Origin of the sequence: Mycobacterium sp. 23, from assembly GCF_048287075.1 — a bacterium.
In the GTDB taxonomy this organism is placed as follows: domain Bacteria; phylum Actinomycetota; class Actinomycetes; order Mycobacteriales; family Mycobacteriaceae; genus Mycobacterium; species Mycobacterium gordonae_B.
Window position 1 is genome coordinate 2,295,595 of sequence record NZ_JBLVUX010000005.1, and the last position, 13,562, is coordinate 2,309,156.

A 13,562-nucleotide genomic window follows, 5' to 3' on the forward strand; every position below is an offset into this window, starting at 1 on the left:
GTTGCCGCAGTCCACACACAAGTGGGCTTTGTAGCGGCGGGCACGTTCTTCGCGGTCTAATCCGGCCATGAAGCCCGCCAGGTGTTGTCTTCGGGGACGTATGCGCCGATGCGGTACACCACATGCCTATTGCGCCCGTCTATGTGCAGTAGGGCGCTGTTGAAGCACCGCCCATCAAGTCGGCACTCAGTGAATTTGTGCTCGTACTGGACTTCAAGACGGATGTCCGGTCGGTATGGGTGGGTGCCTGTCTGAAACAGTTCAACAAGAAACTCGTCGGAAATTCGGATGTGCGGGTCGGCATGGTCGACGGTGATGTAGTCGACTGTGCGTCCGTCGTCGGCGTAGTGGCGGGTCATCACGGCAGTGCCGTGGCCCTGCATGGTGAGTTCGGGGCACAGTGACATCGGCAGTCCGGCGCTCTGCTCCTCGCGGGCCTGCTCGTCGGTGTAGTACGGCTCAGTCATGCGCCGCTCCCGAAGTCCAACACCGCAGCCGCCTCGTCTAGTCGGTTTATCAATGACCGCGCTAGGGCCGGGTCGGTGCAAGGCGCTCCGTTGATCCAATCGGCGATGCAGTCGGCGGCTTGCCGAAAAAGCCCAGCAGGGCTGTCTGCGGTAAATTCCCTTGCGCGGGTGGACCAGCCGCAGTGGGGGCAGAGGTGGTAGTCATTGAAGCTGACTAGCTCGGTGTAGAGACACGATGGGCATGTCAGTTTTGCTCTTATGTTCCTAATAGCGTGCCACTGACGCCACACCTGCACAGTTTCGGCGATGAAGAATCGCGTATCGGGGTCGTCCTGATTGGCGCGGCGAACCACGCAAGCGATTCGGTCAAGCGACGGGTCAGGTGTGCCGACAGTGCAGATTTCGTCGTAGTGATTACGGTAGGCCGCGCTGAATAACTGCCTGCCGCTCATGCGCCGCTCCCGAAGTCCAGGCACATCTGGTCAAGGCGCTTGGCGATGATTTCGCAGTAGCGTTCTTCGATTTCGACGCCGATGGCGCGTCGGCCGAGATTGCGGGCGGCGACGAGAGTGGAGCCAGAACCGGCGAACGGGTCCGCGATAGTTCCATCGGGGCAGGCGTTAATCAGTTGCTCAAGAACGTCAATCGGCTTCGCGTGGGGATGCCCGGCGCGCGTTGCAACCCCTCGCGGTCCGGCCATATATCCTGCGGTCTGAAGCACCGACGACCGACCGCCGATGCCCATTGGCCAATTGCCTGTGAGGTAAACGCCTTCGGCGTCCCGGCGGAATCCCCCAGTTGCCCCGCGAATACCGGCGTCGAATGGCTTAGCGTAGATGCATACCTGGCGAGCACGGGCGGGTGCTACTCGCAGTAAATCCCCGAAGACCGCTGCCGGTCTATCGCCCCAGAGGGCCAAGGCGTGGTCGCGGGTGCTGGTGTCTTTGTCCTGCTCGATAGATGTTGCATTCCCACTCGAACGGTGACCGCCGCCGCCGTAGGCGTTGGTCCAACCCTTCGGCGCTCGCCAGTCGATCCCATACGGCGGGTCTGTCACCAGCACATCGGCATGCAGCCATTCGGTGTTTTCGAGGCAATCGCCTAGGTGTAGCTCAACATGCTCATCTTGGTAGTACAGCGTCATAGCGCACACCCTTTATATGGGGTTCGTCGCACCGCATCGAGGCGGCCGTCTTCCGTCATATGGCAGCGGCGGCAGAGGATTTCAATATTCGCCGGATTATTGTTGGCCGTGTTGCCGTCTTTATGGTGGCGTTCCGACTTGGCCGCGCCGCATTTTTCACATGGACCTATGTCGGGGTATGCGCGCAATGCCCGCGCCCGCCCGCCGCGCTCGGATACATCGTCGCCTTGCCACCCGTAATGATTTTCACCACGGATTGCATCGGCACGGTTCTGAATATGTTGCGGCGTCTGCTTGTAGCCACGCGGACGCGGCTGCCAGGGAACCTGTTCGCCACGTTTTCGTGCACGACAACGGCGCTGACGCTCGCGCCCTTGTCGGCGTCGCCGTTCGTCGTCAGTCTCGGCAGTGACCTGCTCGTCGGTGTAGTACGGCTCAGGCATCGCCCCTCCTAGCCCGCTCTATCTGCACTTCGAGGTAGTCCCGCTCGGTGGCTTCCCGGACGTGTTTCTCCATAGCTCGGCGTAGGAAGAAAGCACCGCTACTGAAGCCGCAGGAGCAGTGCGCCCACCAGCCGTTGAGTTGGTCGTAGTGCCAGCGGTGGGGTTGGTACGGCTCAGGCACTGTCACCTCCGGTGATGAGTCGCAGGTTCGGCTTCGGCAAGGTCGGTGGTTTCTCGCCCTCAAGTGGTGTCAGATATGGTGCGGCCCATTTGTAGAGCGCGTCCCAGTCGGCGGCGAAGTAGCGTCTCAGGACACCACCCGAGTTGGGTGGCGGTGAGGGCTGGCCGTTGTCGATCCACTGCTTGATGTTCTGTTTGATGCGCCAGTCGTCGGCGTGGTTGCGGTGGCGTGAGCAGAACGCGTATCGGGTGGCTACACCGGTGTAGGGGTCACGATCCCAGCCGCTGATGATGGCTCTCTTGCCGCAGGGTCCTTCCCGCTGGATCATCGGGGCGAGGCAGCCCTTGTCGACTGCGGGGGGTGGTTCGTAGCGGGGGATGTCTTTTTCGATGACGCGGCGGATCCAAAATTTGGGGTCGCGCTTGTTGGATAGCTGCGCGATTTGTTGGAACATGCTGCGCCGCTTGAGGTCTTTGCGTCCGGCTACGCGGCGTTGGTGCATGAGTGTGACGACGAGGATCGCGAAAAGTTTTGCGTCGCCGTCGAGGTCGGGGTCGTTGCAGATGTCGACGGTGAGTTGGTGGGACCGCATGATCGACTTGAGGTCCGTGCTCTGCTCAGGCATCAGTAACCGCCTCTGCAGCGTTGATCGGCCGCCTGGCCGCCATGGACTCGGCAACTTTGCGCAGGTGTTCCGGACGGTCGGTTGGGTAGCCAAGGCGGAGTAGGTAGTGCGCGATGCAGTCGGCGGGGTCGTCACCGGCGACAACGACACCGTTGATCGAGGCCTTCATGACGGGTGTCCAGTCCGTGGGGTGGGTTAGGCCGCAGCCCTGGATCTGGCAGGTGCAACTGAAGTGCTTGCAGCTCACCGCTTCACCGCCTCTGCAGCGCGTAACTCACTCAGCCGTTCGCAGATGCGTATCCATGCCGGGCCGTGATGAACGCACGACGCGGCGACCTCACGTCTGCAGATGCATGGCGGGACGTCTGTCATTAAGCCCGCCGTCACCAAGGGTTCCGCGCTCATGATTGCGCCGCCCCGCAGCCTGCGCAGTAGTCGACGCCCTCGAAGCGGTCGTAACGGCCCCTGTGCTCACACTCTGGGTCGTGTTCACCGCCCGCCGCTTTCGCAGCGTCAGCAGCGGCCAAGAGCACAGCGGCGAGAGCGCGGGCCTGGTCGGGCGTGTGTTCGTGAATCGCGCTGGTGTGGACCTTGCCGTGCTCTGCCCACACGTCGTAGCCGGCCCAACGCGGTGCGTGGTGAGGATCGTTATCGGGGTATCGGCCCCACCATGCGTCGAACTCACCGCCCTGGCCGCTGCCGGTGTCGTCGGGCTCCGGTAGTGCCACGATGGCGACGCCTTCCAGAGACAGCAGCGCGTTGGCTGTGTGCTCAGCCCATTCCCGCCACGTTGGTGATGTGGCGTGCACAAGCCCGCCGGGGCCGTCGGTACAGAAGATCGCGCCGCTACCTACATGCCGCTTGCCTGTGTGAGCCAGCAGTGCTTCGGCGAGTCTCGCGCGGAGGACGTCAGACATTGCGCACCTCTGTCCCCGTGAGCGGCACCAACTTCGTCTCCCACACGCCGAGTGCGACCGCAACATCCTCGTAGCCATCCCAGCGGCGTAGGTCAATCCCGCGGTCCAGGGCTATGGAGAATCGGCACTCGCGTAGGTCAATGCCGCTATTTAGGCACTCTTTTGAGTGCAGGATGTAAACCGTCTGCTCGTCGGATACCGCGCGCCCGTAGTGCAAATCGCGCTTCCGAGACACGCCAACGATGCGCTCGATATCTTCAGATGGCACGAGGTCAGTCATTAATTCTCCTCTGTTTTGTCGTCGGTGATTGCGAGCGCGACGATGACGCGGATCCGCTCGCCGTTTTCGAGGAATAGGCCGAGCTGGCGTCCGACCTGCCGCAGTTGCGCCCGTGTGGTTTTCAGCTCGGCAACCAACTCAGGGACAAGCTGGCGGGCAGCAGCGATGAACTCGGCGTCGGCCACCTGGTAGTACAGATGGGTGGTGCAGACGGCTTCCCGCGTGGACTGGGCGTCATGCGGAATAACGCAGTTGCCTTGCTCGCCCGAGTACTCGGCAACCCACGGCCCGTCTGTGACGCCTTCCAGGACGCGCTCAGCTTTCAAAATCAGATCGTCGAAACTCACTGTGCGGCCTCTCTTTTGCGCGCCCGCAGCCTGCGGGCCGCCAAGGCAGAAGCGCCCTTACAGTCATCGCAGCGACAGCCGCGGGTGTAAGTCGTTACCGTTCCGTGTTTCAATTCCTCGCCCGGCTTGATGGCTTTTACACGGGTCCGCGCGTTTTGACAGGTCCGGCATTTTCGGCTGTTGCTGTTTTGATATAAGTTGTCGCCGGCGTACGGGTGTCCTTTGGGGCAGTGAGTCTTTCGGAGCTTGCCGTGTCGGCCATGCGCAAGGCAATCCTGCATGTTGGCGGACTTCGTGTCCCAGCGGAGATTAACCAGCCTGTTGTCGCTGGTATCGCCATTCGAGTGGCAACCCTCCATACCATCCGGACATGGCCCCACGAACGCTTCTAAGACCAGCCTGTGCACTGGACGTGTGCGCACCTTGGCGCCGCCGGTTAGCGACACCCTGGGACGTCCATCACGGTCGGTGGTACGGAGTGAGAGCAGTTGGCCTGTAATGAGGCTGTAGACACGGCCCAGGTCAGAGACTTGATATCGATCCTCAAAACCGACTACGGGCAGCCACCGCTCCACAGCTTCGGCGCGGGCGATGATGTCGTCACTCATTGGTGTTGTCCTTCCGTACCCACCCAGACACCAGCCGGGAGCACACCGTATGGCCGTTGCGAAGCAACTGCTCCTGCGTGGTGAGTCCGAGTGCGTCGATAGCAGCCCGGGCCGCCCAGCTCCGATACGTGTCCTGCTCGCCGTCCGACAAGGACTCGAAAGCGTCCTCAACAAGAGGACTGCCGCCCCAAATGGCGTTCGCGAGCGCCCGCGCTACTGCGTCTACGGTGTCCATCAGCTTGCCTCCCTGCCCTGACCCCACCGGAACCCATCCAGCTCCTCCAACAAGCCCCTGTTTTCGGTCTCCAACTCCATGACCCGAATCACGAGCTCCGCGTTCTCATCCCGCAACCGGTCCACCTCAGTGGGTTCGGGGGGTTCAGGGAGAGAATCGAAAGCAATCACGGCAACCCCGCAATCGCCTTCTCAAGCACGTCCTCGACGTCCCGCTGTGTGCGGCCTTTGTCGCTCTCCCAGCACATGATTGCGCCCAACGGCTGCCCAATAGCTTGGGAGATGGCCTGGCGTGCAGCGGTGTTCGCGTCGTCGCGTTCCGAGGGTGGGATTTGTTGGGAAATAACCCACCCCAACGCCCTCCGCAGACAGTAAGGCCCTACCAGCCCCCACCCGTTGGGTTTCCAGCCGTCACGGCGAACAACATCAAGAACACCCCGGAGAACAGATTCGGTATCAGTCATCGCCCGGACCCCCGAACAGGAAAACAACCTGGTTGCGGCGGCGCGAGTTCCAGTAGCGCAGCCAATGCAGTGGATTCCAGCGGCTGAATCGTTGCCACAGCCATTCCGTGCGCCACGGCACACGCCCGTCGCGGTATGGCACCCACCAGTCGGCGTTCTCGTCCTCGCCGATGACCCATGCGCTGTGCTGGCCAACGCTTACGTATTCAGCGTCAGCCATCCAGTATTCGTTCGCGCTCATACTGTTTCGTCCTCTGTCAGTCCGACGCGGCGGACGTATTTTCGTGACAACCCGTCCAACGTGATGTGTCTCCTGCGGCCACCGCCCTTCACGAGTAGCCACCGCATAGCACTGGAAGGGCTAGGGTCTGCCAGAACCTCAACCGGCGCCATTCCCTTCTTCGAGTCCCAGATGCTGCCCACGAGGTTGCTCATGGTGTCTCCTGTCCTGTACCGCCGCGGTAAAGCCTGTCGATGCTGGCGAGCAACTGCCCGGTCCCAGCAAGGTCAATGAGTAGGTCGGAGATGACGAAAGCCAGGTGAGCTGCCCACGTTTCGGTGCCGTCGCGGTCGTTGCCGCAGCAGCAGTCTTCGACGGGGTAACCCCACTCGTCAGCCTGATGGTGTTGGTCAATGGCAGCTTCAAGTAGTTGCCGCAGGTCGCCACTCATGCGACTACCCCACTACCCGGGTAATCCTCGAGGTTCCCGAAGTCGTCCAACAGGACCAACGTCCCGCGATACAACACCGGGATGTCGCGGGGTTCTTCTGTCTGCCGCACCAGCCAGCCGTACTCATACGCCTCCCGGCGGTGGGATTCCACCCACTCATGGCAGTGCAGGCAAGCATCTAAACCATTTGCCGCCTGGTTTGTTTCAGGGCGCTTGGTAGACCCCATGCCGCGGCAGCGGCGGTGGTGTTTGTGGACGGCTCGGTCGGTGCAGCCGTTCAAACCGATTTCGCAGTACCGGCCGGAGCGTTCGGTGATGATGGCCCGCACCTGCGGAGAGAAACCCGTCACGACGCCCCCCGTTGGAGCCATTCAGAGACCGGCATCTCAAGGGTCTCCGCTAGACCTCTCTCGATTTGGGCGCCCCTGCTGTGTTGCCATCCGTCGAGCAGTACTATCTCGTCGCAGGAAAGCAGCATCTTCAGGGCCTCGCGCATATACCAAACCCACCCACGGTCGGTGCTGCCGCCATCAATCTCGTGCGGCGACAACACCTCCCGCCCTTCTTTGCGTAGCGCCTCGGCAACCAGATGAAATTCTGGGTAGTTGTGGTTGGGCAGTCCGCTCATAGGGCCGGCGATGTATATACGGCTCACGCCGCCTCCTTCTTCAAAGTGTCGAGGAAGTTGAACACCGCAGTCGGGTCCAGGGTTGTCTCCAACTCCTCCCCCTGTTCGGCGTAGAACCGTTCAGCGACAGGCTTGTACGGGAGTTTCTTCAGCCGCAGGAAGTCCCCCAGCGCGGCCCGGGCTTGGTTGGCCAACGCGATTTCGTCGGAGACCAAATCCGTCAGTTCGCGGGCTTGCGCGGCTTTCGGGTCAATCTTCAACACCTCAAAAATCAGGTGCTCAAGAGTGAAACTGGGGTACCGGCGCGGCTTGTCCACCCCAGGCCGCAACCCCGCATGAACAGAGCGGCAGCCCACCATCGTGGGCGGCTCATCCCTAGACAACCGCACCCACACCGACGCATCAAAAGGAAGTGTCTTATGCCCTTCGACCCGATACTCTTTCGCGTTCGGGATCGGCTTCCCATCCCCATCTAGGGCGGCGACTTCCTTGCCCCTAGCGGTCATTACGACAATGCCTGGGAAGGTCATCAGGAGCCGCATCAGGTGGTGGTGGCGGTCGCCGGCGTCGTTCCACAGATTCATCGACGGCTTGATTTCAGCGTTCGGGTCCTCGCGGAGTTTCCGTTGGGCGAACTTCGACTCCCTAGCGCGTTTCGAAGCCCAGTCCTTCAGCATCTCCCACTCGGCGGTCATGGAGTCGATGACCAACAGAACCGGCTTGTCTGAATCCTTGGCCGCGGTGTGTATCTCGGTGACCTGGCCGATGATGTCGTGCCACGTCCCGTCGTGGTCGACAATCAGGTAGTTGGCACCTTCAATCTGGGAGTATTCATCGGCTGCACCCTCCCCTAGGTCCAGCCAGTAGCACTGCCCCAGTCTGTCGGAAGCGGTGAATTGCGCTGCGGCGTAGGACTTTCCTACCTTTTCTCCGCCTTCAATGAGAACTAGAGGCCAGGGTGCTATGCCAGTCGGCCGACGCGTCCTAATTGCCATTCGTCGCCTCCTTTCTGGCAGCCCTGCGCCGCCGCTTCCCTTCGCGGTGTTTTTCGTTAGAACAGGTGCGGCACTCGCGGTATCCGTCGCTACGCTGGATGGTGTTCGCAGCAGTGAACTCGTGGCCGCGCTTGCACTGGTTGGTACGAATAGCGGACGGGCCAGGTGCATCTCCACGCAGAATGTTCTCGCGAGAAGTAACGGCCTCAAGGTGTGTCGGCCGGACGCACCGATGTGTCTTGCAGAGGTGGTCTATAACAAGGCCAGTTGGGATTTCCCCGAACATGTGCTGGTAGGTAAAGCGATGAGCCTTGACCCTCCGCTGTCCGTCCCACGTGACTCCGTATGGGTCGTCGCCGCCCGAGTTGGCTCCTGTAAATAGCCAGCAACGGGTGGGAACGCGGGTCGTCTGCGGCCCCCAAAAGTCGATCTTGGCGCGGAATCTGCTGGGGATTCCTGCCAGCTTTGGTTTCCTGGTCCTAATCGCCATCAGGCATCCCCTCCACAGCGCGCAGTACTTCGTCCACACATGTCGGGCACTGTGACTCCAACAACCCCCGGGGTGTCCCGTCATGCAGGCCATGCCATTCCGGTCGGGGAGTCACCAGCCACGCGTTGAACCGGTCACCCAGCTTCTCTTTGGCGAGGTCGAATACCTGTTCCTTACCGGGGCCAACGAGCTTCACGACGCCTCCCCCGCCAACGGCCGAACCCACCCCAACAGTTGCTCCCTGGTCATCTGCACCGGAATCGCACACAGGGCGATGACGCAGAGTTCCTGCAACTTCCGCCGGTCCAAACGAATCAGGCTCCCCCACACCAACGCCGGGTCTTCATCCCGCAACACCGCGGCCAGGCGTAGGGCAAGGTCTGCGCCGTCCTCCAAGTCCGCGGCACGCTCATCGGTGACGGTGGAGGAGTCATAGAGTCGTGTGGGTTGGGGTGCTGGTGGGGCGATGCGGTGCCGCACCACGCTCCTGGAAGCCAGGCCCAGTTCCTCGGCTATCTCCTCCGCCGTCTTCCCCATCTGTGTCAGGTAGTGGACTCGTTCCCGGCGTTCGTAGAGGTCGCGGTGAAGGTCGTAGTCCTGCAACTCCAAACGCGCTTCCCGCAACGGAAAAGGCTCAGTGACAGTCACGCCGCCCCCTTGTGCCAGCCGGACTCCACCAGCATCTCGGCGAGGTTGATGCAGTTCTGCCGCGTCGACCCCCACGCCGTCTCCCACGCCTCCAAATCAGGGCGGTCGGGGAAACATCTGCGTTGCGCCGCGAACAACTCCCGCGCCAACTGTTCCACTAGGGCTTCCTCAGCCTCCACATGCGCGGCTTCCCTGAGTAGTTCCGAGGGCCGCCAGGGGGCGTCCGCGTTGTAGAGGTTGGGGTGGTCGGTGTTGAACTCCTCCAACACGTCAGCGGCGTAACGCATCCGGGACGACAGCTTCGACAAATCCGGGGCGCTCATGCTGCCCTCCATGCCTGCAGCAGTGCTTCGGCTTCATCCGCCGGCCACGGATGGTCCAGGCCGAACCGGTGAGCACCCGTCAGGTTCACCCAGCCCCGCAGCTTCTCCCCCGACTCAATACACAAGTCATGCAACTCCTCCAACATCGTGTGGAGTTCGAGCATGGCGGAGTGGAACTCCACATCGTCATCAGACATGTACGGCCCTAACGTGATAGTCGGAAGCTGTTGAAGGGCGCGGGCGTTCGCGGCGCGGTGCCACAGGGCGAGAGTCCGAGTCCAGCCAGGAAGAGTCATGACGCCTCCGGTCTGTCAGGGCACTTGTGGTGCCCGAAGCTGTTCGTGGCGGCGCCGCAGCGGTTGCAATGCCAGCCGATGCAATGGGGAGGGTCGAACGACTCGAAGCCCGTCTCGGTGGGGCGCATTTCCTGGCGGCAGAAGTGGTGCTCAGCGTTCGGGAACCGTTGCGCCATCTCGTCGTTCCAGGTGACCGCCAACAGTTCCCGCAGCTCCCACTTGCCGCCGATGATGTCGCTCACAGTGAGACCGCCCGGGTTTGCGCGGCGATAATCCCCGCCCGCACCTTCGCATCAATGACATCCCACTCAGCAGCAGTCACATGCAAGTTGGCGTCACTCATTTCAGCGAGGTGGACGGCGTAGCGGCCGGGGCTGTTGGGGATGGGGTTGACGCGAACATGTTTCAGGTCCAGTGGGGCTCGGACGTAGAGGACCGGCCGGGGGTGGGTAGGATGTTTGATACTCACTGCAGAACTGCCTTTCTGTTGGTGTAGAGGCTCCGGCTGTTCCCGCAGCCGGAGCCGCATTTAGTTAGGGAAGCTGAGACGTGGTATCAACCCGCCTTGGGTTTAGGTATGGGTTCGCCAGGACCGCCAGGACCCATGGGCGGCGGATTTAGGACCCGGGGACTTTCCAGGTGGACTATCTGCGCCGACGTGCCATCTTGGTTATGCACCTGGAACCCGAAGCGCATATCAACCTCGACCTCGTAGCCTTCTGGCGTGGTGAACTTCATTGCCGTACCTCTCGTTAGCTGTCCCAGCTAAAGTCAGCGGTCTTCGTTGTGTCGTTGCCTCATGGTGCGGTCATGAACAGAAGCAGGGTCCTGACCGAGAGTCGCGTGCTTCAATGCGTCTGCAGCGGCGTACAACTCCGTCGCTATCCGGCTGAAGGTGTCCCGGTTGTCACCACGTCGGCACTGCTCTGCGTAACCACTCACCACGTTCGCGGCGCGGCGAAAGTCGAGCTCACTCAGGGAAAGTTGGGACCCCGGAGCCCGGGTCGGGGGGTGGGCTCCGGGGTCTTTGTCCGCTGCCTCAACAGGCGACACACCCGGCGCAGCGGAAGACTCGGTGGTTTGTCGGCACCACGGCTCAGGTCCAGGGGTTTGACACCACTGGCCATGAACCGGGCAGGCCTGCGCTTCCAGGCATTCCACCCCAGCCTCATACTCGGCCAACCCGTCAGCGAGGTCTTGTCCTGCCCGCTTCCCGGCAGCGCCAACCGCCACATGCACATGCTCGGAATGCTCGTCGGACCGGAACTCCAACAACTGTCGGGCTGCGTCCACCACTTCAGACGCCACCCACCACAAACCACGCGCTGCGCTGTACAGGCTCATACCGCTCCCCCACTGGTGAGGTCTCGTGCTGTGGTTAACCCCGGCACAAACCCCGCCTGCATCGCCGCGAGAATCGTCTCCGCGAACTCGTCAATCGTTTGACCCTGACGAGTGAGGAGCTTGTGGAGGTAAGCGTTTTCGTGCCGCAGCGCGGCCAGCAGGTCAGGAGTCTCCGGAGCGGTCACGACGCCGACCCCTCATCCGTCACCAACCGCAGCGTCTTCGGCTTCGCTTCCCCGGACTCAGCTTTCCGCTGCTCCGCCCCGAGCTGCGACAAAGTCTGCACCGCAGCATATTTCCGCGCCGCACGCCAGCCCAGGTAAAAGAAGGCACCGACCCCGAAGAACGAACCCAGGCTGGCCCCGAGGTAAACCATGAAGAGTTCTAGCAAGTTCATTTCTTCAACTCCTGCAACGACTTCCCACACCCACACGCCGACGGGCACCGTTGATGACTACGCACCCGCACCCGCGCCAGGCAGTGACTGGTGTGCAACCACACCGCATGACCACACACGCACGGATTGTCGAGACGATGAACCAGCCGCATCACCGTCCCGCCTCCCTCGCTGCGATAACCCGCTGCCGGCGTTCAAAACTCGCGAACCACGCACCCCGGTAATCCCGCATCCACTCCCTGCGCCGCGCCTCCCGCCGCCGACGGGTGACCTCCACATGCTTCAACGCCAGGAACACCCCCAGGCACACCAACGCCAGCACCCACCACGCTTTGGAATCCGACAGCATCTCCGCTGACCACGACACCGTCCCATTCACCGTCGCCGCGGCGGCGATAGCGAACGCGAACGCCTGCAAACCGGCAATCATGGCTTCCCCTTCCTGGATGACGAAGTGCGGAGCCACAATTCGTCAGCGGCCTTGTAATAGGTGTCGTAGTCGAACAACCCCACCGCTTTATGCAGTGGCCAGAACAGCACGGACAGGATGGCGGTCATCACGCGCTCCTTAGTCGCCGCCGAGACCGCTCCGACAGGCCATCGGCAACCGACGCGGGAGACGAATCCGGGACAGGAGCCACGGTGTCAGCGGTGTTGCTGTAGCGCGACAGCATGAACTCGATGTCGCTCTCCCGCATCCGCCAGTCCCACCGGCCGTACCGCACACCGCGCAGCTCCCCACGGTTGAGTCTGCTGACGAGCCACCGCCGCGCGTACTCCGGCTTCCACCGGGCCGGGAGATGTTCCGATACAACGGCTTCCAGTTCGTAGGTGGGCTCGGTCATGCCGTGTCACCGCCGAAGTTCTTCCGCCAGGCATCGACCGCCATCTTCTGCATCTGCTCGCGCGCGCCGGCCTCTTCGATGATTTTGCCGATGATGATGTTCACGCCGCGGAACACGTTGGCGAACAGAATCCCCATCATCTCCGGGTCTTTCACGATTGCTATTGCGGTTTGAATCCACTCCTCAACCGCTTCGTCGTCGTGGCAGATGGCCAGGTACTCCATACCCAGCTTCGCGCCGATGATTTGAACATCGCCGATATTCGGGAACGTCCAGCTCTGGCCCGTCGGCTTACCGGTTTCACCGCTGATAGTCGGAAGCTCGCTGAACCGCAACGGATTATCAGCGAGGTACCGGCGCCTGGACTGAGTGATGAGGTCGTTGTTCACCGCGGGCTCACCGGAGGAATGGGGATGACGCCGCCGCTGGGTGACGCAATCCTGACAACGCGAAGCGGTTTGCCCTGAATTCGGGCGTTGAACGCACGCACAATGACCGACAGTTGGGTGCGCAAATCCAGCTTGCGGCGACGAAGCTTACTGTCCGCGAAGAACGCCGTCATGGCCAAGACGGGGTCTCCCGGCGCCAGACCGACTTTCTCTGAGGCGGCCGAGAAGAAGTCTTCCGCCGTGTACCAGTCGTGGACTTCCGCGATGCGCCACGCCGCCAGCCCGACGGTGGAAGGAGTGATGTCGCAGCGCTTGGCGTACTTGCGGGCGATTTCAGCCGCCTGAATTGCGTTGTCGGAGTTGGCGTCTACGTAGTCGTGGACTTCGGAGTTGGTTACGTCGTTGAACGCGGTGGTGGTGATACGGCGGCGGGCAATGGAGGCGAGGATGGTGGAGTTCTTGTATCCGGCCATCCCAAGGTTGTCGCTCGCGGTTCGAGCCGTACCGCTGTCCATGACCGCCTGAGTGTCGTCCTCCAGGCCACGCATCACGAACATGGTGATGGTGCAGCCAGATTCGATGACGGCCCACAAACGGTTCTGCCCGTCGAGTAGGTTGCCGGATTGACCAAACTTAATTCCCTCGCCCGTGAGTCGCCAATTGCCGTTCTTCATGTCACGGCTAAACTGCATCACCTTCCGGTTGCGCAGCGGCCGGTTGACCTTGTTCTTTCCGAGCCACTGTTCAGCCATCGCGGGCGTAATGTCTTCGACAGTCGCGGTTGGCTTACTGATGCTGATGACCTGTTTGATTGGGCGCGCCATGA

The 13,562-nt window shown here is 61.8% G+C and carries 29 protein-coding genes; all 29 read right to left on the reverse strand.

Features of this window, described 5'->3' with window-relative positions:
* Positions 1–56 precede the first annotated feature (56 nt).
* Positions 57–467 carry a hypothetical protein gene (locus tag ACNQS7_RS11880; protein ID WP_418012688.1) on the reverse strand — a complete coding sequence of 137 codons (411 nt, stop codon included), beginning with the start codon at positions 465–467 and terminating at the stop codon, positions 57–59.
* Between the two features lie 448 nt (positions 468–915).
* Positions 916–1,611 carry a DNA-methyltransferase gene (locus ACNQS7_RS11885; protein WP_418012689.1) on the reverse strand — a complete coding sequence of 232 codons (696 nt, stop codon included), beginning with the start codon at positions 1,609–1,611 and terminating at the stop codon, positions 916–918.
* Complete coding sequence (locus ACNQS7_RS11890; RefSeq protein ID WP_418012690.1) at positions 1,608–2,054, reverse strand: hypothetical protein; 447 nt, start codon at positions 2,052–2,054, stop codon at positions 1,608–1,610. Before ACNQS7_RS11890 ends, ACNQS7_RS11885 begins: the two co-directional genes overlap by 4 nt.
* A complete protein-coding gene (locus ACNQS7_RS11895; RefSeq protein ID WP_418012691.1) occupies positions 2,047–2,235 on the reverse strand; it encodes a hypothetical protein in 189 nt (62 codons plus the stop codon). Before ACNQS7_RS11895 ends, ACNQS7_RS11890 begins: the two co-directional genes overlap by 8 nt.
* Entirely contained in the window at positions 2,228–2,860 is a 633-nt protein-coding gene (locus tag ACNQS7_RS11900) for a hypothetical protein (RefSeq protein ID WP_418012692.1), read from the reverse strand. Before ACNQS7_RS11900 ends, ACNQS7_RS11895 begins: the two co-directional genes overlap by 8 nt.
* Complete coding sequence (locus ACNQS7_RS11905) at positions 2,853–3,107, reverse strand: hypothetical protein (protein WP_418012693.1); 255 nt, start codon at positions 3,105–3,107, stop codon at positions 2,853–2,855. The genes ACNQS7_RS11900 and ACNQS7_RS11905 overlap by 8 nt, the downstream gene beginning before the upstream one ends.
* A 154-nt stretch (positions 3,108–3,261) precedes the next feature.
* Positions 3,262–3,777: a hypothetical protein gene (locus ACNQS7_RS11910; RefSeq protein WP_418012694.1), complete on the reverse strand. Its 516-nt coding sequence runs from the start codon at positions 3,775–3,777 to the stop codon at positions 3,262–3,264.
* Entirely contained in the window at positions 3,770–4,057 is a 288-nt protein-coding gene (locus ACNQS7_RS11915; protein ID WP_122526676.1) for a hypothetical protein, read from the reverse strand. The genes ACNQS7_RS11910 and ACNQS7_RS11915 overlap by 8 nt, the downstream gene beginning before the upstream one ends.
* Positions 4,057–4,404 (reverse strand): hypothetical protein, encoded by a 348-nt coding sequence (locus tag ACNQS7_RS11920; RefSeq protein ID WP_418012695.1) that lies wholly within the window; start codon positions 4,402–4,404, stop codon positions 4,057–4,059. Before ACNQS7_RS11920 ends, ACNQS7_RS11915 begins: the two co-directional genes overlap by 1 nt.
* Positions 4,401–5,012, reverse strand: coding sequence for an NUMOD4 motif-containing HNH endonuclease (locus ACNQS7_RS11925; protein ID WP_418012696.1), 612 nt, complete (start codon positions 5,010–5,012; stop codon positions 4,401–4,403). Before ACNQS7_RS11925 ends, ACNQS7_RS11920 begins: the two co-directional genes overlap by 4 nt.
* The gene (locus tag ACNQS7_RS11930; RefSeq protein ID WP_418012697.1) at positions 5,005–5,247 is read right to left on the reverse strand and encodes a hypothetical protein; all 243 of its coding nucleotides are present in this window, start codon (positions 5,245–5,247) and stop codon (positions 5,005–5,007) included. The genes ACNQS7_RS11925 and ACNQS7_RS11930 overlap by 8 nt, the downstream gene beginning before the upstream one ends.
* Positions 5,248–5,702: 455 nt before the next feature.
* Positions 5,703–5,951: a hypothetical protein gene (locus ACNQS7_RS11935; protein ID WP_418012698.1), complete on the reverse strand. Its 249-nt coding sequence runs from the start codon at positions 5,949–5,951 to the stop codon at positions 5,703–5,705.
* A gap of 190 nt (positions 5,952–6,141) precedes the next feature.
* Complete coding sequence (locus ACNQS7_RS11940; protein ID WP_418012699.1) at positions 6,142–6,381, reverse strand: hypothetical protein; 240 nt, start codon at positions 6,379–6,381, stop codon at positions 6,142–6,144.
* Entirely contained in the window at positions 6,378–6,533 is a 156-nt protein-coding gene (locus ACNQS7_RS11945) for a hypothetical protein (protein ID WP_418012700.1), read from the reverse strand. Before ACNQS7_RS11945 ends, ACNQS7_RS11940 begins: the two co-directional genes overlap by 4 nt.
* Before the next feature lie 194 nt (positions 6,534–6,727).
* Positions 6,728–7,036, reverse strand: coding sequence for a DUF4406 domain-containing protein (locus ACNQS7_RS11950; protein ID WP_418012701.1), 309 nt, complete (start codon positions 7,034–7,036; stop codon positions 6,728–6,730).
* Entirely contained in the window at positions 7,033–8,004 is a 972-nt protein-coding gene (locus ACNQS7_RS11955; protein WP_418012702.1) for an AAA family ATPase, read from the reverse strand. The genes ACNQS7_RS11950 and ACNQS7_RS11955 overlap by 4 nt, the downstream gene beginning before the upstream one ends.
* A complete protein-coding gene (locus ACNQS7_RS11960) occupies positions 7,994–8,578 on the reverse strand; it encodes an HNH endonuclease signature motif containing protein (RefSeq protein WP_418012703.1) in 585 nt (194 codons plus the stop codon). The genes ACNQS7_RS11955 and ACNQS7_RS11960 overlap by 11 nt, the downstream gene beginning before the upstream one ends.
* Positions 8,484–8,690, reverse strand: a complete 207-nt coding sequence (locus ACNQS7_RS11965) for a hypothetical protein (RefSeq protein ID WP_418016261.1) — start codon at positions 8,688–8,690, stop codon at positions 8,484–8,486. The genes ACNQS7_RS11960 and ACNQS7_RS11965 overlap by 95 nt, the downstream gene beginning before the upstream one ends.
* Positions 8,687–9,142, reverse strand: a complete 456-nt coding sequence (locus tag ACNQS7_RS11970) for a hypothetical protein (protein WP_418012704.1) — start codon at positions 9,140–9,142, stop codon at positions 8,687–8,689. Before ACNQS7_RS11970 ends, ACNQS7_RS11965 begins: the two co-directional genes overlap by 4 nt.
* Positions 9,139–9,465, reverse strand: coding sequence for a hypothetical protein (locus tag ACNQS7_RS11975; RefSeq protein ID WP_418012705.1), 327 nt, complete (start codon positions 9,463–9,465; stop codon positions 9,139–9,141). Before ACNQS7_RS11975 ends, ACNQS7_RS11970 begins: the two co-directional genes overlap by 4 nt.
* Positions 9,462–9,662 (reverse strand): hypothetical protein, encoded by a 201-nt coding sequence (locus tag ACNQS7_RS11980; protein WP_418012706.1) that lies wholly within the window; start codon positions 9,660–9,662, stop codon positions 9,462–9,464. Before ACNQS7_RS11980 ends, ACNQS7_RS11975 begins: the two co-directional genes overlap by 4 nt.
* A gap of 95 nt (positions 9,663–9,757) precedes the next feature.
* Positions 9,758–10,003 carry a hypothetical protein gene (locus ACNQS7_RS11985; RefSeq protein ID WP_418012707.1) on the reverse strand — a complete coding sequence of 82 codons (246 nt, stop codon included), beginning with the start codon at positions 10,001–10,003 and terminating at the stop codon, positions 9,758–9,760.
* Between the two features lie 1,098 nt (positions 10,004–11,101).
* Positions 11,102–11,290 (reverse strand): hypothetical protein, encoded by a 189-nt coding sequence (locus tag ACNQS7_RS11990; protein ID WP_418012708.1) that lies wholly within the window; start codon positions 11,288–11,290, stop codon positions 11,102–11,104.
* The gene (locus tag ACNQS7_RS11995) at positions 11,287–11,550 is read right to left on the reverse strand and encodes a hypothetical protein (RefSeq protein ID WP_418012709.1); all 264 of its coding nucleotides are present in this window, start codon (positions 11,548–11,550) and stop codon (positions 11,287–11,289) included. The genes ACNQS7_RS11990 and ACNQS7_RS11995 overlap by 4 nt, the downstream gene beginning before the upstream one ends.
* Positions 11,551–11,653: 103 nt before the next feature.
* Positions 11,654–11,932: a hypothetical protein gene (locus tag ACNQS7_RS12000; RefSeq protein WP_418012710.1), complete on the reverse strand. Its 279-nt coding sequence runs from the start codon at positions 11,930–11,932 to the stop codon at positions 11,654–11,656.
* Positions 11,929–12,060, reverse strand: a complete 132-nt coding sequence (locus ACNQS7_RS12005) for a hypothetical protein (protein WP_418012711.1) — start codon at positions 12,058–12,060, stop codon at positions 11,929–11,931. The genes ACNQS7_RS12000 and ACNQS7_RS12005 overlap by 4 nt, the downstream gene beginning before the upstream one ends.
* Positions 12,060–12,347 carry a DNA-binding protein gene (locus ACNQS7_RS12010; RefSeq protein ID WP_418012712.1) on the reverse strand — a complete coding sequence of 96 codons (288 nt, stop codon included), beginning with the start codon at positions 12,345–12,347 and terminating at the stop codon, positions 12,060–12,062. Before ACNQS7_RS12010 ends, ACNQS7_RS12005 begins: the two co-directional genes overlap by 1 nt.
* Positions 12,344–12,736: a hypothetical protein gene (locus tag ACNQS7_RS12015; protein ID WP_418012713.1), complete on the reverse strand. Its 393-nt coding sequence runs from the start codon at positions 12,734–12,736 to the stop codon at positions 12,344–12,346. The genes ACNQS7_RS12010 and ACNQS7_RS12015 overlap by 4 nt, the downstream gene beginning before the upstream one ends.
* Positions 12,733–13,560: a hypothetical protein gene (locus tag ACNQS7_RS12020; protein WP_418012714.1), complete on the reverse strand. Its 828-nt coding sequence runs from the start codon at positions 13,558–13,560 to the stop codon at positions 12,733–12,735. Before ACNQS7_RS12020 ends, ACNQS7_RS12015 begins: the two co-directional genes overlap by 4 nt.
* Positions 13,561–13,562 lie beyond the last annotated feature (2 nt).

Coding starts and splice junctions, on each gene's coding strand:
- ACNQS7_RS11880 (WP_418012688.1), bottom strand. CDS start 467: ATGACTGAGCCGTACTACACCGACGAGCAGGCCCGCGAGGAGCAGAGC.
- ACNQS7_RS11885 (WP_418012689.1), bottom strand. CDS start 1,611: ATGACGCTGTACTACCAAGATGAGCATGTTGAGCTACACCTAGGCGAT.
- ACNQS7_RS11890 (WP_418012690.1), bottom strand. CDS start 2,054: ATGCCTGAGCCGTACTACACCGACGAGCAGGTCACTGCCGAGACTGAC.
- ACNQS7_RS11900 (WP_418012692.1), bottom strand. CDS start 2,860: ATGCCTGAGCAGAGCACGGACCTCAAGTCGATCATGCGGTCCCACCAA.
- ACNQS7_RS11910 (WP_418012694.1), bottom strand. CDS start 3,777: ATGTCTGACGTCCTCCGCGCGAGACTCGCCGAAGCACTGCTGGCTCAC.
- ACNQS7_RS11915 (WP_122526676.1), bottom strand. CDS start 4,057: ATGACTGACCTCGTGCCATCTGAAGATATCGAGCGCATCGTTGGCGTG.
- ACNQS7_RS11925 (WP_418012696.1), bottom strand. CDS start 5,012: ATGAGTGACGACATCATCGCCCGCGCCGAAGCTGTGGAGCGGTGGCTG.
- ACNQS7_RS11930 (WP_418012697.1), bottom strand. CDS start 5,247: ATGGACACCGTAGACGCAGTAGCGCGGGCGCTCGCGAACGCCATTTGG.
- ACNQS7_RS11935 (WP_418012698.1), bottom strand. CDS start 5,951: ATGAGCGCGAACGAATACTGGATGGCTGACGCTGAATACGTAAGCGTT.
- ACNQS7_RS11940 (WP_418012699.1), bottom strand. CDS start 6,381: ATGAGTGGCGACCTGCGGCAACTACTTGAAGCTGCCATTGACCAACAC.
- ACNQS7_RS11955 (WP_418012702.1), bottom strand. CDS start 8,004: ATGGCAATTAGGACGCGTCGGCCGACTGGCATAGCACCCTGGCCTCTA.
- ACNQS7_RS11960 (WP_418012703.1), bottom strand. CDS start 8,578: ATGACGGGACACCCCGGGGGTTGTTGGAGTCACAGTGCCCGACATGTG.
- ACNQS7_RS11975 (WP_418012705.1), bottom strand. CDS start 9,465: ATGAGCGCCCCGGATTTGTCGAAGCTGTCGTCCCGGATGCGTTACGCC.
- ACNQS7_RS11980 (WP_418012706.1), bottom strand. CDS start 9,662: ATGTCTGATGACGATGTGGAGTTCCACTCCGCCATGCTCGAACTCCAC.
- ACNQS7_RS12000 (WP_418012710.1), bottom strand. CDS start 11,932: ATGATTGCCGGTTTGCAGGCGTTCGCGTTCGCTATCGCCGCCGCGGCG.
- ACNQS7_RS12005 (WP_418012711.1), bottom strand. CDS start 12,060: ATGACCGCCATCCTGTCCGTGCTGTTCTGGCCACTGCATAAAGCGGTG.
- ACNQS7_RS12010 (WP_418012712.1), bottom strand. CDS start 12,347: ATGACCGAGCCCACCTACGAACTGGAAGCCGTTGTATCGGAACATCTC.
- ACNQS7_RS12020 (WP_418012714.1), bottom strand. CDS start 13,560: ATGGCGCGCCCAATCAAACAGGTCATCAGCATCAGTAAGCCAACCGCG.